This is a genomic window from Shewanella sp. 10N.7, assembly GCF_020806285.1.
Classification (GTDB): domain Bacteria; phylum Pseudomonadota; class Gammaproteobacteria; order Enterobacterales; family Shewanellaceae; genus Shewanella; species Shewanella electrodiphila.
In genome coordinates this window covers 1-15,528 of record NZ_JAJGZS010000022.1, presented here as the reverse complement: position 1 = coordinate 15,528, position 15,528 = coordinate 1, and the positions used below count along the sequence as shown (strand labels likewise).

The following is a 15,528-nucleotide window of genomic DNA, read 5'->3' as shown; positions in this document are numbered from 1 at the left end:
AGCCATATCATGAATTTTAAATTGAATGTAATTACCGCTTCTTTATTGTTAGCTTCTGCGCCAACCATGGCCGCTAACTTTGCAGTTGGTAATGCCAATACTGAAAACCTAAACCAAGAAAAGTATGAGTGTAAGCGTTGTACTAATACTTCAGGTTACAGCGGCAACATCGATATTTCAGCTGGATACATCGATAGCGATGATGTCCATGCTGCTAATGCATTAGGTACCGATCAAGATGGCTTTGTCACTGCCCTTAGTGGCGATGTTGAATACCAAGATGAAAATGGCTACCAAGCCAGTATTCAAGCCCATCAATTAGGTTTTGAAAACAGCACAGCGAACATCAGTGTGGGTCAAAATGGCTTATTTAATGTCGATGCCGATTATTCACTGATTACTACTTACAAATCAGGTGATGCGCAAAGTAATCTTTATTACGATGACGGTATGATGTTGCCTGGCGACACTTACGTATTTGAGTTATCTCAGCAACGTGAAAAAGTCGGTATTGGTGCGGATTTTAATCAAGACTTTTATCAAGGGTATGTGCGTTTCGACCGTGAAGATAAAACCGGTTACAAGAGCAGCAGCTTAGTCAGCCCAAGCCCAGTTAACTTTGGTCAGCGTGTTGATTCCACCACGGACTCGTTTACTGCTGGCGCAGCGTTAACCGGGCAAAACTGGTTAACGGAATTAAGCTACTTTGGCAGTCAGTACAAAAATAATACTGAAAACCTCAGCTTACCTACTGACTACGATGTCTACTCAGCCACACCAGACAATCAAGCACACCAAGTGTCGTTATCAGGCCAGTACCAACTAGACCGCACTATTATGTCAGGTCGCTTTATTGTTGGTCGTATGATCCAAGATGACGATTTAATTCAAGTTGCAGGTAACCCAATTCAAAACTGGGACGGTGAAGTCGATACTACTGATGCCAATATCCGTATTACTTCAATGCTAAGCAACCGTTTACGCGTTGGCGGTAGTGTTGACTACAGCAACCGTGAAAACAACAGCTCGGTATTTGAATTCCAGCAATACAACTTCGATAGCGTCAGCGGCACCTTTAAAGAAAATGTCGCCACAGATGTTGAGCGTTCAACGTTCAAGGTCAATGCCAGTTACCGCATCGCCAGTGGCTACCGCCTACAAGCCGGTTACGACCGCAAAGATATCGAACGCACCTACAGCGACCGTGAAGAAACTAATGAAGATAGCTTATGGGCAAAATTGTCTATCCGCGCCATTGATAACTTCACCATTGATATGAAAGCAGGTCACAGCAATCGTGGCGGCTCTGAATATCAAGCCACTGAATTAACCTCGAGTGAAGACAATTCACTGATGCGCAAATACTACCTTGCGGACAGAGAGCGTAACGAAGTTGAACTGCGCGTGAGTCACACGCCGCTTGATTGGTTAAGCATCGATTTTACTGGTCGTTATGCAAAAGATAACTATGACGACACTGTGATCGGATTAACTGAATCAGAAGATTACAGCTACGACATTAACGTCAATATGCAACTGACTAAGCAGTTCTCTGCTTACGGTTTCGCAGGCCAACAATGGATTAATTCAGCCCAGGCAGGGAGTCAAAACTACAGCGACCCTGACTGGTACGCCGACATTGAAGATGAGTTTATCAACTTAGGTGCAGGCGTAAGTTACGGCGGCTTAATGGAAGATAAGCTGACTTTAGGCGCTGATTACCTGTTCAGTAATTCAAGCAGTGACACTTATGTTACCGCTGATGGTACTAACCCATACGGCGATTACTACTCCTATAACCATAGCGCGAGTCTTTACGCTAACTATGCCTTGAGTGATGACATGGCATTGAAACTGACTTATCGCTACGAACGTTATTACGACACTGATGACGCTCAAATGACCACTGATCAAGTGCCAGGCATGGTTACCCTGGGCGAGCTTAATCACAATTATAACGCCCATCAGATCATGCTGAATTTCAGCTATGTACTGTAGTCGTTGTACGAACGCACTGAATAAATTTTAGTAAGAGGATTTAATAATGGAACGCAGAAGTTTCTTAAAAATAAGTGCTGCTTTAGGTTGTGCTGCCACAGTCACTGGTTGTAATACCAGTTCTAAAGATGCTGAGTCACTACCACCAAAACCACCTGTTGATGAAGCAGTTACATGGTCAGCTTGTTTGGTTAACTGTGGCTCTAACTGCCCAGTTAAAGTGTTCAGTCAAGACGGCGTGATTACTCGCGTAGAAGCTGATAACGAAACGACTGATGAATATGGTGTTAACCATCAAATACGTGCTTGTGCTCGTGGTCGCTCATTACGCCAACGGACTTACGCTCCAGATCGTTTAAAAACACCAATGAAGCGCGTAGGTAAGCGCGGTGAAGGTCAATTTATACCAATTTCTTGGGATGAAGCAGCATCTGAAATCGCGAGTGAATTACAACGTATTGCAAATCAATATGGTAATAAATCCATTCTAAAACTATACGGAACTGGTGCTTACTACGGTTTTTCAAGCTCAAGCTGTTTCAACCGTATCCTAAACCTTAATGGTGGTTTCCTAAACATTTACGGTAACTATTCATGGGCTCAGCAAAACGAAGCCGCTGCGGCGACTGGTTTTGGTAGTACTTCTGGATCTAACTTGTTGTCATTACAAGACAGTGACCTATTTATTGGCTTAGGCTACAACCCAAGTGAAATGCGCCAGTCAGGTTCAGGTGAAGGTTACGACTACTTGCAGGCAATTAAAGCTAACCCTAGTCTTGAAGTTATCATGATTGACCCGCGTTACACAGATTCAATGACAGGTAAAGAAGATACATGGTACCCAATCCGTCCAGGTACTGATGCTGCTTTAGCTGAAGGTATTGCCCATGAAATGATCAGTTCAGGTTGGGTTAGCACAAATTCAAAAAGTTTTTTAGACAAATACTGCGTCGGTTATGACCGCGAGTCACTTGAAACACTAAAACAAGAATTTGAAAACTCTGGTGATACTGAAAAGTTAGCCTATGTTCCTTATATCAACCCTGATGAAAATTATAAGGATTATATTCTGGGACAAGGAAAATTCGTTGATAATGGCCCTAGAACACCTGCATGGGCGGCTAAAATTTGTGGTATATCAGAAGCCAACATCAAGGTATTAGCTAATAAAATAATGAATGCTAAAGCACCATTTATTATTGCAGGAGCTGGTGTTAACCGCCACGCAAATGGCGAGCAAGCGATGCGTTCATGCTACATGCTGTCATTCCTAACAGGTAAAGTAGGCCAACCAGGTGTGAGTAATGGTGCACTGCCTGGACAAAGGAGCTTGAGCCGTAGTGGCATGTCAGGCCTATCTAACCCTATAACAGAGTCTATTTCATTCTTTACGTTCCCAGATGCAATCGAGCGCGGTCATGAAATGACAGCCCGTAAAGATGGTATTCGTGGTACAGAAGACCTAGATACGCCATTAGGTGCAGATTTAAAAGCCATTTTTGCAATTAATTCAAACGCATTAGTTAACCAACACTCTGATTCTAATGGCGCAGCAAAAATCCTTGAAGATGACACAAAATGTGAATTCATTGTGGCATGTGATTGCTGGATGACGCCTTCAGCGAAATTTGCAGACATTCTATTACCAGATACCTCTTGGTTAGAATCAAATGACTTAGTCAATGACAGCTACGCATCAGGCATTATGGGTTACCTTGTTGCAATGAAAGCTGCGATTGATCCATTATGGGAATGTAAGTCAATGTACGACATGTGCGCGCTTATTGCAGATAAAATGGGCAAGCTTGGTGAGTACACAGAAGGCAAAGACGAAGCAGCATGGTTAGCTGAGTTATACGAAAATACCCGTACTAATCCTAATAATGCTAATGCTGAACCAACATTGCCTGCGACTTATGAAGAAGCACAAGCACAAGGTGTGTTCCGCGCATTCAACGGCACAAAAGTCGTAGCACTTGATAGCTATATTAACAGTAGCGGAACGGTAAATACGCCTTCAGGTAAAATTGAGTTGTTCTCTTTACAAATGGCTCAAAAAGGTGCTGAGTGGACATTTAACGAAGAAGTTAAAGGCGACTATATCTCCGGCCTACCTATGTACCAAGCAACATGGGAAGGATACGACGATGAAGAAACATCTGAAGACTATCCATTCCAGTTAGTTGGTTATCACACCAAAGGTCGTACTCATTCTAGCTATCACAATGTACCTTGGTTACGTGAAGCAGTAGAAGATGCAGTTTGGATGAACCCTTTGGATGCAAATTCCAAAGGCTTTACACAAGGCACAAAAGTTCATGTTTGGAGTAAGCGCGGAACCATCGAACTACCAGTCCGTGTCACACCTCGTGTTGCCCCTGGTGTATTAGCTTTAGGTCAAGGTGCTTGGTATCAACCTGATCCATCAGGACGCATGGGACCATCGGGTCATATTGTCGATATTGGTGGATGTATTAATACCTTGACACGTTACCAACCTAGCCCGCTAGCAAAAGGTAACCCACAACATACTAACCGTGTACAAATTGCATTAGCTTGATGGAGTAAAAAACAATGACAGATCAAACTCAATATGGTTTTTATTTAGACACTACCAAGTGTACAGGTTGTAAAGCGTGTCATGTATCTTGTAAAGACAGACAGGGTGACATTATCCGTAAGTCAACGGATTCTGAAACTCAGAGTGTACCTCAAATTGAAGGCGTAAATTGGCGCCGAGTTTATGAATACGGTGGTGGAACATGGTCTCAAAATGCAGATGATAGCTTTGAGCATAGTGTTTTCACTTACTACACTTCAATTAGCTGTAACCACTGTAACGAACCAGTTTGTGTTAAAGCGTGCCCAACAGGCGCAATGCACAAACGTCGTGAAGACGGCTTAGTACTCGTAGCGACTGATTTATGTATTGGCTGTAATAGTTGTGCACAAGCGTGTCCTTACGACGCACCTCAGTTGGATAGTGAGCGTAAAGTGATGACTAAGTGTGACGGTTGTTATGATCGCCTAGCAGAAGGAAAGCAGCCTATCTGTGTTGGTTCTTGCCCATTACGTGCACTGGATTTCGACACCATGGAAAACTTAAAAGCAAAATATGGTGATAGCGATGGACACATGGCCCCTTTACCGCCAGAAAGCATCACTTCACCAAACCTTATCATCAAGGCTAACAAACATGCTGGTAAGCAAGGTGAAATTTTAAACTACGCTGAAGTTTAATTACCGCTAAATGTGAAGCGCCCTACGGGGCGCTTCTTAACAGGAATAAAAGAATGACTGACAATACCAATGATGAAGTTTATCTAGAGCTACAAGCCATTGCACGTTTACTGCATAATGTTTTATTGGACTATCCAACCGAACACTCAATTCAGTATTTTGTTAGCAATCAATTAAACTTGATTTGGCCTACACTACAAAACTCTGAGGCAAATAAGCAAGGTAAGTCATTACTAAATCAGTTCTTCTCACAGTGGCACTCCGATAAAATTAACAATGTTAAGCTTGATTATGGACAGCTTTATTTCGGTCCTGGTGAGCCTAAAGCTATGCCTTGGGGATCAACTTATCTTGGTGAACAACAAATCCTTAACGATGAATCGACCATTAGCTTAATGAATTTTTACAAGCAATTGGGTATTAGTTTTGAGTTAAAATTTAACCAACCAGTTGACCATATTGCTCTGTTTTACGCAGTGATTGATCAACTACTACAGCAATTAATTGATGAACCTGACAATAAGCTGGCTAAAGAGGCGCTTATTGTCTTATTACAACAGCACATGCTGCCGTGGTCAGGCCGATGCCATGAACTTGCCCGAAATCATGCTAAAACTGATTTCTATAAAGGTATCGCCTTGTTAGCAGGTGATTTTGACAACGTACTAACAAAGACATTGAATATTATCCCAATGCCGATGCGGTTATTTCGCTAGTAGGAAAAGCTTATGAGTTTCATTCGATCTGTCACCCAGCAATTGAATAAAGCAGACTTTGCCCAACAATTACAACATTACTTTGTCCAAGATGATGCCATTGATGAGTTATTTGTCGGCGCGACCCCCTGCTCAACCGTGTGTAGCCTCATCGCTGCTATGAGCGAATTGCCAACAAAGTCGAAAAATGAACATTACAAATTAACGTTGGAACAGGTATTTGACACCTTGTTCCAATGCTTTTTATTAATGTTTATTAAAGAGCTGGAACATAAACTATTGACACAACCAGAGCAGCTAATTATGTCGCTTGCGATGTATTATGCACAAATAATAAATACAGATGAACAATACACCAACTCTAGCCTAAAGATTAAAAGTCAACGGATTCTAACCGCTATGGCGCGATTAGAATCAGAGCGCAAACAACAGCGTAAAAAACAATATAATATGGGTAAATGCTAGTTATTGCTCGGTGTAATAAGCGCCGAACTATTTTGAATTAATGGATCCCATATACCTTTGCAGCTACTCCTTTCCCGAAGTTTTCTTTACGTTCTTTATCAAGCTAAATAGCCTGTGTTCTGGTCGCATCAATTGGTCGCGTTTTGGCAACAAGACACCTACGTAAAAAGCCTTTTAGCCGGGGCAACCAACGCTACTACAATTGCCAACTTAGTCGCCGCTTTAATTGATGAGTCCCGCAGGCAAGTCTGTATTGAGTCAGAGTTTGCTAATGTTGATGTTTTTAGCGCCCTATTCGATTTCTTTTTACTCCTCTTCGTCAAAGAAATAAACAGCAATGATCTCAGCCAAGCCGAAGCGTTAATTGTCCAAATCACTGAGCATTATGCCAAACAATGTTTGAAGCAAACCGATACTCAGGCTAACGCAAGTAACCAAAGCATTTATGCCAGACAAGCTGTTATCAATAATCAGAGCCAAAAGGTTATCACTGCGATGAGTCAGTTATCGCAATTACGTCATCAACGTCGCAGTCAAAGCCGAAATATGGGTAACTAGCCCCATACTTATCAAAAAGCGCTATCGACAACCGCACTCCTTTTAGGTAATTTCACTCAATCAGATATATCAGCATCATTGAGTAGCAAACCAAGTGAAGACCAATCTCATCACCCCGGAAGGGATGACCAAACTAAAAACTGAATTGAACTATCTATGGCGAGAATACCGTCCTGAGATCACCAAAAAAGTGGCTTGGGCAGCTAGCCTTGGTGACCGTAGTGAAAATGCTGACTACAAAGAAAACAAACGTTTATTGCGCCAAATCGATGGCCGAGTCCGTTTTTTGCGCAAACGTATTGAAAGTTTAAAAGTCGTTGAGTATGCCCCAGAACAAGAAGGAAAAATCTTCTTTGGCGCTTGGGTCGAAATTGAAAATGATGCTGGCGATATCCTGCAATTTCGCATTGTTGGTCCAGATGAGATTTACGGCGATGCTAAAGGCTATATTTCTATTGATTCGCCCATGGCCCGTGCATTACTCAAAAAAGAAGTCGATGACGATGCCGTTGTCCCTACCCCCAATGGCCCCCAAGATTGGTATATCAACAAAATTTCTTATACTAACTTAGAGGTATAATAAACCTGACACCTGCCCAAAAACAGTGCATTACTCATACATACGTCAACTTTATGGCGAATTATTCTACAATTCCTTGCCCTATGATGTTTCTTTACTAAACTTGAGATCCGGTTTTTATTTACCCTGTATCGAGTAAATAACATAAAAAAGGAACTTTTATGTGTAGTAGAGTTTTCTGGATGATGTTAGTTGGTGTGACGCTTCTGATGCTGATAAGTTTCAAGGTACAACCGAGTAACCACCTACCTGAATACATCATAGGCAACTGGCTTAGCCAGCAAGCTGGGCATATTGAACTACTGCAAATAAATGAAGATCAAAGTTACCTGCAAATTGGGCTGGACTTAAATGAGCCGAGTAATAGTTTCGCTGAATGGGGCAGTTTTGCGTTATCTAATACCACCGCTTTTGTGGATATGCCAATATCCATTTCCTTCAACCCCACCTTTAGCAATAACCCGTCCAAAGGGTTTATCACCTTACTTACTAAGCACAATCACAGTCATGTTTATCTCAATAATGACGCATCAAGATTGCAGTTGAATATGGATAAACAAGCCGACAATTCCATCGACAATATTGTTGAATACGAACAACTGCGCTCGCGAGACATTGAAGGTTACTGGTATAACCAAGAATATGATGACTTGTATGCCGTATTGATGCTCGATAATGGCTTATATGTACAGTTACAAATTAACTTTGACCATGATGACGAACTCACGGGAATGGAATGGGGTCAATATCAGCATCAATCAGATTCTGAAGAAGTTTATTTTCAGGCTCAATATGATGACAACAACCAAACAGGCTTTAGTCGCTACGGTGAAATTGCATCGGCAGCTTTTAATGTCAAACTTCATGATGATCAGCTCATCTTCCTCCTCGATAACAACGAAGATGGCGTGATTGATACTTTTTCGCGATTAATGCGAAAAAACTGATTTAGTTACAATTTCTAATATTCCAATCAATATCATTAAATTCAATTAATTTCATAGACTTAATCTAATAACTTCGTCATATTATCCCTGCACAATCATAAACTACTATTACACCTCTTGTTTGCACTCTAATAAAGTCGCTATATTTAGCTTACTAACTGTATTTAGCGCCGAAATTTAGACAAAAGGATATTTCATGGGCCAGGAAACATCTAAAATTCTCGTTGTCGATGATGACATGCGACTCAGATCATTATTAGAACGCTATTTACTTGAACAAGGTTATCAAGTGCGCAGCGCAGCTAATGCTGAACAAATGGATCGCTTATTAGAGCGCGAAAACTTTCACTTATTGGTTTTAGACTTAATGCTGCCGGGTGAGGATGGTTTATCAATCTGCCGTCGCTTACGTCAACAAGAAAACCCAATCCCAATTGTCATGCTCACCGCCAAAGGCGACGAAGTTGACCGCATTATTGGCTTAGAACTTGGCGCCGATGACTATTTACCAAAACCGTTTAATCCACGTGAATTACTCGCGCGCATTAAAGCTGTGATGCGTCGTCAAACAGCAGAAGTGCCTGGAGCGCCTGCGCAACAAGAAGAAGTGATTAGTTTTGGTGACTTTTCATTGAACCTTGCAACCCGCGAAATGTTCCATGAAGAAAAAAGTATCGCTCTCACCTCGGGTGAATTTGCCGTGCTTAAAGTATTGGTATCTCACCCAAGAGAGCCATTATCGCGCGATAAGCTCATGAACCTTGCCCGTGGTCGTGACTACTCAGCACTAGAGCGCTCTATTGACGTACAAGTGTCTCGCTTACGCCGATTAATAGAAGTTGATGCCGCTAACCCACGCTATATCCAAACGGTTTGGGGTTTAGGTTATGTGTTCGTGCCTGACGGCACTGCTCGGGGTTAATTTCTATCAGCCAGTCACAAACCATTAGTCAGCCAAAAGCAATCAAACTGAAATGGTGGCAGCGCTTTCTGCCACGTAATTCTTTCAGCCAAACCGTATTGCTTATTGGTAGTTTGCTACTGATTAATCAACTGGTTTCTTACCTCTCTGTAACGGTTTATTTTATTAAACCCAGTTATGAACAAATCAACCAACTCATCGCACGACAAATAAACTTATTGTTTATTGATGGTGTTGTCATCACCCGTGAAAACCTCACCGTTGTTGATGCCCTCAATGCAAAAGTGCGCGATGATGAGATGAAAGTTTACAATCAGCAAAACGCCATTGCAGCGGGGCTCGAATCGGCCACCTATTATGGTTTTTTGTCCGAACAAATGTCTGAGTACCTTGGCGGCGAAGCGGAAGTGCGCTTTTCTCAAGGTAAACAACTGCAAGTATGGATCAGACCGCCACAAGCACCGACTCTGTGGATAAAAGTACCGCTGACAGGGTTAAACGAAAATGATTTATCACCACTAACATTGTATTTATTGGTAATTGGTGCGCTCAGTGTCGCCGGTGGATGGTGGTTTGCACGCAGGCTCAACAGGCCGCTTAAGCGTTTACAACGCGCTGCTTTCTCTGTATCTAAAGGCGAATTCCCAGAGCCATTACCCTTAAGTGGATCATCTGAAATCGTCGAGGTAACTCACGCTTTTAATCAAATGTCTCACAGTATGAAGCAACTTGAGCAAGATCGAGCGTTACTGATGGCCGGCATATCCCACGACCTACGTACGCCACTGACTCGTATTCGCTTAGCTTCTGAAATGATGGTGGATGAAGATCAATACCTTAAAGATGGCATAGTCACCGATATTGAAGATATGGATGACATCATTAACCAGTTTATTGCTTATGTACGTCACGACCAAGAAAGTGCCAGAGAGCTGAATGATATCAACCGCTTGATCCAGGAAATCAACCAACAGGAAATGCACCGAGAAGGCAACATTGAACTCAATTTACAAGATTGTCCATTGGTGCCTTTTCAAAGCGTGGCGATTAAACGAGTATTAAGTAATTTAGTAGAAAATGGCTTTCGCTACGGTAACGGCTTGATAAAAATCAGTTCGTATCAAACCGCTAAAGGTGTCAGTTTTATTATCGAAGATAACGGCCCTGGCATTAATGAAGCAGAGATTGAAAAGCTGTTTCAACCATTCACCCAAGGGGATAGTGCCCGAGGTTCAGTAGGTTCAGGTCTTGGCTTAGCCATTGTGAAACGGATTATCGACCGTCACCACGGCAAAATTGAATTAAGTAATCGTCCAGAAGGTGGGCTACGAGCACAAGTATGGTTGCCAATAGAAAACCAGTAAGTGGCTCTTAGCTAACCCTGTTTTAAGTCAATTTCATTCAACAAAAAAGCGACTCGATGAGTCGCTTTTTGCTAAATAAAAATCGGTTTAATACAGATTATAAATCTGCGTGAGGGCCAAAGACTTCGTAATGTAATTGCGACTCTGGCACATTTAATCCAAGTAATTGCTGCTTAATGGCTTTCATAAAACCAATAGGGCCGCAGAAGTAGTATTGTGCGTTTGGCACAATGCTTTCGGCGATGTTATTAAGCTCTACAGTCCCTTCAAAATCAAAATCTTCGGCAGGTAAATCAGTCGCTAAAGGCTGACGATACCAAACGTAGCTTTCTAAGTTGGTATTCACATCTCGTTTGGCTTTAATTGCTTGTTTAAAGCTGTGCTGTGCGCCATCTTCACAGGCATGAACCCAAGTGATATTCGCTGTATGTGATTGCGATAATAACTGGTTCAACATGCTCTTCATTGGCGTAAGGCCGACACCAGCTGACAACAACACTACAGGCGTTTCTGCTGCTGTCGCCAATACAAAGTCACCTGCCGGCGCAACAACGTCAATCACATCACCCACTTGGTAATGCTCATGCAGTAAGTTCGACACCTTGCCATCTGATTCACGCTTAACACTAATGCGGTACGTACTGCCATTAGGTGCATCTGATAATGAATACTGACGAATTTCTTTAAACTCTAACTGCTCGTGATCAAGCGACACACTTAAGTATTGCCCTGGAGTGAATTCGACGACTGGCTGACCGTCTTCTGGTGCTAACAGGAATGAAGTGATAACCGTGGATTCAGGCGTTTTTGCTTGAACCACAAAGCGGCGTGTGCCTTCCCAGCCGCCAGTTTTAGCCGCTGTTTGTTGATATAGCTGCGCTTCGCGGTTGATAAAGATGTCCGCTAAAAAGCCATATGCATTGCCCCAAGCTGTCAACACTTCTTCAGTCACGGCATCGCCGCCGAGTTCTTTAAGTGTCGCTAAAAGGTGACCACCAACAATGGCGTACTGCTCTGGCTTGATTAAGAAACCTGTGTGTTTATGAGCAATACGCTCAACTGCGGCGCCCAGTGCTTCTAGGTTATCAATATTTTTTGCGTAAGCGGCAACGGCATTAAATAAGGCAACAGGTTGGCCACCAGTATGTTGATGGGCCAAGTTAAATACATCTTTTAACTCAGGATTATGTTCAAACATACGTTGATAAAAATGCGTAGTCAGTGCAGGACCTGCCGCTTCTAATAATGGAATAGTGCTCTTAACAACGTCTTTAGTATGCTGATCTAACATAAACAACCTCTAATATGTATTTAAAATGCATGTTTTGATAAGATAATAAACATGCATTTGATTTAGATCAATATATTTTAGATTAATTTCATTTTATCTAGCGCTCATTTAACAATTTATCTCATACATTCGCTCGTTCATAAGCAAGTAACACCTTATATCCAATAAGAGATAGAGCAATGACTCTATTTAGGTGTTAACCCCCTATTTCATTGCAATCATCTTAGTCTTTTTTACATTTAACCATATAAAAAACAAGGATTTAATTACGCACCAAGATACAAGTTGATACACAAAATGTAATCTTACTGTCATATTTAATTCATAAAATCCTCAACACTTAATCTCCAAAAAGCTAACATTTCAATGAAGATTTCCACTCTTTCCTTAACAGCTTCGGCAATATTGTTGCTACTGGCAGGACTTTTAGCTGCCACAGTCCTTTGGAGCACAGACAAACGTCAGCAAGTCGAATTACAAGCAAATACTCTGCAACAGATACAACACACTTTTTTGCTCAAGGTTCGCCCCAATATCAATGCCTATTTGCAATCGGGAGACAGTGAAATTCTTAGCCAAGCAAGGCAAGAACTCACCGAAATCTCCCATCAAATCGGCCAAATTGACTTAGCTTCAGCAACAGCAGCCATCACCTCTATACAGCAATTTTTGGCTGAATTTGTCGCAAATTTGAATAACCGCTACCTTGCGGCAGGAAAACTAGCAGGTAACCCAAGGCAGTTACTGGCTTATTCAGAGTCTGAAATGCTTGATAATAATATGCGCCTCGCCGCTTACGCCGAAAAAGGCTTGGCAGTGGATGCTGATTTAGCCCAATCATATTTACAATTAACCCGTGAGCTACCACCATTGGTGTTTCAGTTATCACAACTCACTGAAGGCTATTTAATAGGTAAAGAAAGTCGCTTAGAAGCTAGCCTACAACGTAATATACAAGCGCTAAATCAATGGCATGAGCAATTAACAAAACTCTCTCTAATTGGAATTTTTGAACAAGAAGAAGTCGATGAATTTGCCTTAGGTGCAGATGAGCCTGAGCAGTTTGAAGTAGGTGAATCTTATCGCGATGAATTACTCAGTTTAAGCCTGCGCTATGACAAAGAAGTGGCCAATACCCATAACTTACTCGCCGATAATCTTTTGGTGCAATCACAATTGTCTGCCGACACTGATCAAGTGGAGCAACAGTTGCTGCGTCTAGGAAAAGTGCACGCTGAATATGATCATGATTTAAAAAAGCAGCTACAAACCATTTTATATTCAATGGTGATCATCATTGGTTTATTTGCCTTTGGTTATTTATGGCTGCAGCAACGCCGAGTTGTACAACCGCTAAAACGCTTAAATGCGGCCTTTATGAAACTAAGTGAGTCCAATCAGCGTGAGCAACTTCAAATTAATAGCCGTTGTGAAACAGGCCAAATAGCAAGTCACTTCAACCAACTATTAAACCGATTTGAGCAAGAAGACGAAAGTCAGCGTCAACAAGTGTCTAAAGTATCGCACTCATTAAGCTCATTAATTGACAGGATCAAGCAAATCTCGACCACCACAGAGCAAACTCAAGCAGTGGTCAGTGTCGCGCAAACACAAACCAGCCATTTACGAGAACTAGCCAGTGAAGTAGAACAAAACTCATCCATTGTTGAGCAAAAAGCCACTGCCACCATGGAGCATATGCAGGCAAGCCAAACCCAAGCAGAAGCCGTATTAGAAGCGACTGAAACATCGCAACACGCAGTGACCAACTGTTATGAATCACTGACCAACTTATCGACTTCTGTCACTGATGTTTCAAAAATTATTGATGTGATTGGCAACATCGCCGAGCAAACGAATCTACTGGCCTTGAATGCAGCTATTGAAGCTGCCCGCGCAGGCGAACAAGGCCGCGGCTTTGCCGTTGTTGCTGATGAAGTGCGTAACTTATCTCACCGCACACAAATATCCCTTAAAGATATTATGAATATTTTAGAGCAACTTACGGTATCTAATAAGGCATTAACCCAAAGCGTACAAGGCATTGGTGATGCGACTGAAAGCCAACAATTACGCGCAACTCACTTGTTAGATGTTGCCAAAACGGTACAAGCCCAAGCCAGCGAAATGGTCGGCACCGCAAAACAAGGCTCTGACTTTGCTAACCAACAAGTCAATTATTTAGATGAATTTGTCAACGCAATGGAAAGCCTCAATACCCATGCACAAAGTGCATCAGATCAAAGTCAAGCTATCGCCACTGAAGTCGCAGAGAGTGTCAGTAGCATTGAGCAAAGCTTAGGAATTGAAACAGAAGTCGTTGTGGCTGCAACGGCAAGAAGAAGTGTGTTTTAGTGATGTGAATTATTCATTATTTAATGCATTTTAAATAAGACATAAAGTCGTGGCGCTTCGCCCACACCAGACCAAAAGGGAGTGACGGCAACTCCCTCTTGGAACACCCACCCGCTCCATTGAAGTGTTAATCCTTCATCGCTTTACACTCATTAGCTAACGCCTCAGACTCGCCATCCATGGCTCAACTGAGGCTATCTCGGCATCCATGCCGAGCTCACGCAAATGAGTGTAGCGATTCTGGACACTTCAAACGGAGGCTCTTGAGCCTGCAACTTCATTTGATTATTCAGTTTCTAAGACGTCAACAAATGAAGATAAACTAGATTTATGATATTCAAATGGATTAGTCTTAGTATTTACAAGGATATTACTCAGGCAATCAATATGAATAAAAAAGTTTCACTTCTCATTTCCTTGTTATTTTTTCTTCAAGGCTGTTCAAGCACTGGCGTTATTCCAATGAGCCAAGATTCATATTTTATTGGTAAAAAAGATGGAAGCCCTGGAATAGGCATATCTCTTAGCAATAAAGCTGAAGTCTACAAAGAGGCTAATGAGTTTTGTAGAGAAAAAGATCTTGAAGTATTCGTTCTTCGTGAAAATGTCATTCCTGCTGCGCCAGCTCGTTTAGGTTCAACAGAATTAACTTTCAAATGTGTGAAGCCTGGAGGTACTTCTCAAGGCCTTGTTAAAGAAGCTGATACAGTCATTAAAGTAGATAGTGATATCAAAACAGAATCTTCAATATCCAAAGATATGTATTCTGAACTCTTAAAATTAAAAGAATTAAGAGATGCTAACATCATTACTCAATCAGAGTTTGAAAGTGAAAAGAAAGAAATCTTATCCAAATATTAAACCCCCGAGTGATTAAAAAATGAATCTGAATATCGAAGGTTCTTCCTAAAGGTATATAGATTGTATTGATAACATTTAAATTTGTTATTTCTGTCAACTAACACCCGCGTGGCGCTTCGCCCACACCAGACGAAAGGGAAACAACAGCTTTCCCTTTCTGAAATCCCTAGCCACCCTGATGTGGTCAAGTAAATCTGTACACGCTTAGGGGAGTTATTATCATGCCGCCAT

13 protein-coding genes are annotated in these 15,528 nt (G+C 41.8%); 12 read left to right on the top strand and 1 reads right to left on the bottom strand.

Translation table 11 applies throughout. The annotated features are described in order from the left end of the window. Nucleotides 1-9 precede the first annotated feature (9 nt). The 10 genes from LMH66_RS14270 to envZ all read left to right on the top strand — a co-directional run bounded on the left by LMH66_RS14270 (nucleotide 10) and on the right by envZ (nucleotide 10,790). Entirely contained in the window at nucleotides 10-1,998 is a 1,989-nt protein-coding gene (locus tag LMH66_RS14270; RefSeq protein WP_229370788.1) for an MtrB/PioB family decaheme-associated outer membrane protein, read from the top strand. A 46-nt stretch (nucleotides 1,999-2,044) separates the two neighbouring features. Further along, nucleotides 2,045-4,558 carry a DMSO/selenate family reductase complex A subunit gene (locus LMH66_RS14265; protein ID WP_229370787.1) on the top strand — a complete coding sequence of 838 codons (2,514 nt, stop codon included), beginning with the start codon at nucleotides 2,045-2,047 and terminating at the stop codon, nucleotides 4,556-4,558. Between the two features lie 14 nt (nucleotides 4,559-4,572). After that, nucleotides 4,573-5,238 (top strand): DMSO/selenate family reductase complex B subunit, encoded by a 666-nt coding sequence (locus LMH66_RS14260; protein ID WP_229370786.1) that lies wholly within the window; start codon nucleotides 4,573-4,575, stop codon nucleotides 5,236-5,238. Between the two features lie 53 nt (nucleotides 5,239-5,291). Then, nucleotides 5,292-5,954 (top strand): TorD/DmsD family molecular chaperone, encoded by a 663-nt coding sequence (locus LMH66_RS14255; RefSeq protein ID WP_229370784.1) that lies wholly within the window; start codon nucleotides 5,292-5,294, stop codon nucleotides 5,952-5,954. A 12-nt stretch (nucleotides 5,955-5,966) separates the two neighbouring features. Further along, nucleotides 5,967-6,419 carry a hypothetical protein gene (locus tag LMH66_RS14250; RefSeq protein ID WP_229370783.1) on the top strand — a complete coding sequence of 151 codons (453 nt, stop codon included), beginning with the start codon at nucleotides 5,967-5,969 and terminating at the stop codon, nucleotides 6,417-6,419. Between the two features lie 114 nt (nucleotides 6,420-6,533). Further along, nucleotides 6,534-6,977, top strand: coding sequence for a hypothetical protein (locus tag LMH66_RS14245; protein WP_229370782.1), 444 nt, complete (start codon nucleotides 6,534-6,536; stop codon nucleotides 6,975-6,977). Nucleotides 6,978-7,071: 94 nt separating this feature from the next. Continuing rightward, nucleotides 7,072-7,557 (top strand): transcription elongation factor GreB, encoded by a 486-nt coding sequence (gene greB, locus LMH66_RS14240; RefSeq protein WP_102529587.1) that lies wholly within the window; start codon nucleotides 7,072-7,074, stop codon nucleotides 7,555-7,557. 161 nt (nucleotides 7,558-7,718) lie between these two features. Beyond that, a complete protein-coding gene (locus LMH66_RS14235; RefSeq protein WP_229370781.1) occupies nucleotides 7,719-8,504 on the top strand; it encodes a hypothetical protein in 786 nt (261 codons plus the stop codon). Between the two features lie 196 nt (nucleotides 8,505-8,700). Continuing rightward, entirely contained in the window at nucleotides 8,701-9,426 is a 726-nt protein-coding gene (gene ompR / locus LMH66_RS14230) for a two-component system response regulator OmpR (protein ID WP_102529589.1), read from the top strand. A gap of 41 nt (nucleotides 9,427-9,467) precedes the next feature. After that, entirely contained in the window at nucleotides 9,468-10,790 is a 1,323-nt protein-coding gene (gene envZ / locus LMH66_RS14225; RefSeq protein WP_229370851.1) for a two-component system sensor histidine kinase EnvZ, read from the top strand. A 97-nt stretch (nucleotides 10,791-10,887) separates the two neighbouring features. On the opposite strand, the gene hmpA is transcribed toward envZ, so the two are convergent. After that, a complete protein-coding gene (hmpA, locus tag LMH66_RS14220) occupies nucleotides 10,888-12,081 on the bottom strand; it encodes an NO-inducible flavohemoprotein (RefSeq protein WP_229370780.1) in 1,194 nt (397 codons plus the stop codon). A 366-nt stretch (nucleotides 12,082-12,447) separates the two neighbouring features. Between hmpA and LMH66_RS14215 the strand changes: the two genes are divergently transcribed. After that, complete coding sequence (locus LMH66_RS14215) at nucleotides 12,448-14,436, top strand: methyl-accepting chemotaxis protein (protein WP_229370779.1); 1,989 nt, start codon at nucleotides 12,448-12,450, stop codon at nucleotides 14,434-14,436. A 387-nt stretch (nucleotides 14,437-14,823) separates the two neighbouring features. Beyond that, nucleotides 14,824-15,297 (top strand): SHOCT domain-containing protein, encoded by a 474-nt coding sequence (locus LMH66_RS14210; protein WP_229370778.1) that lies wholly within the window; start codon nucleotides 14,824-14,826, stop codon nucleotides 15,295-15,297. Nucleotides 15,298-15,528: the final 231 nt, after the last annotated feature.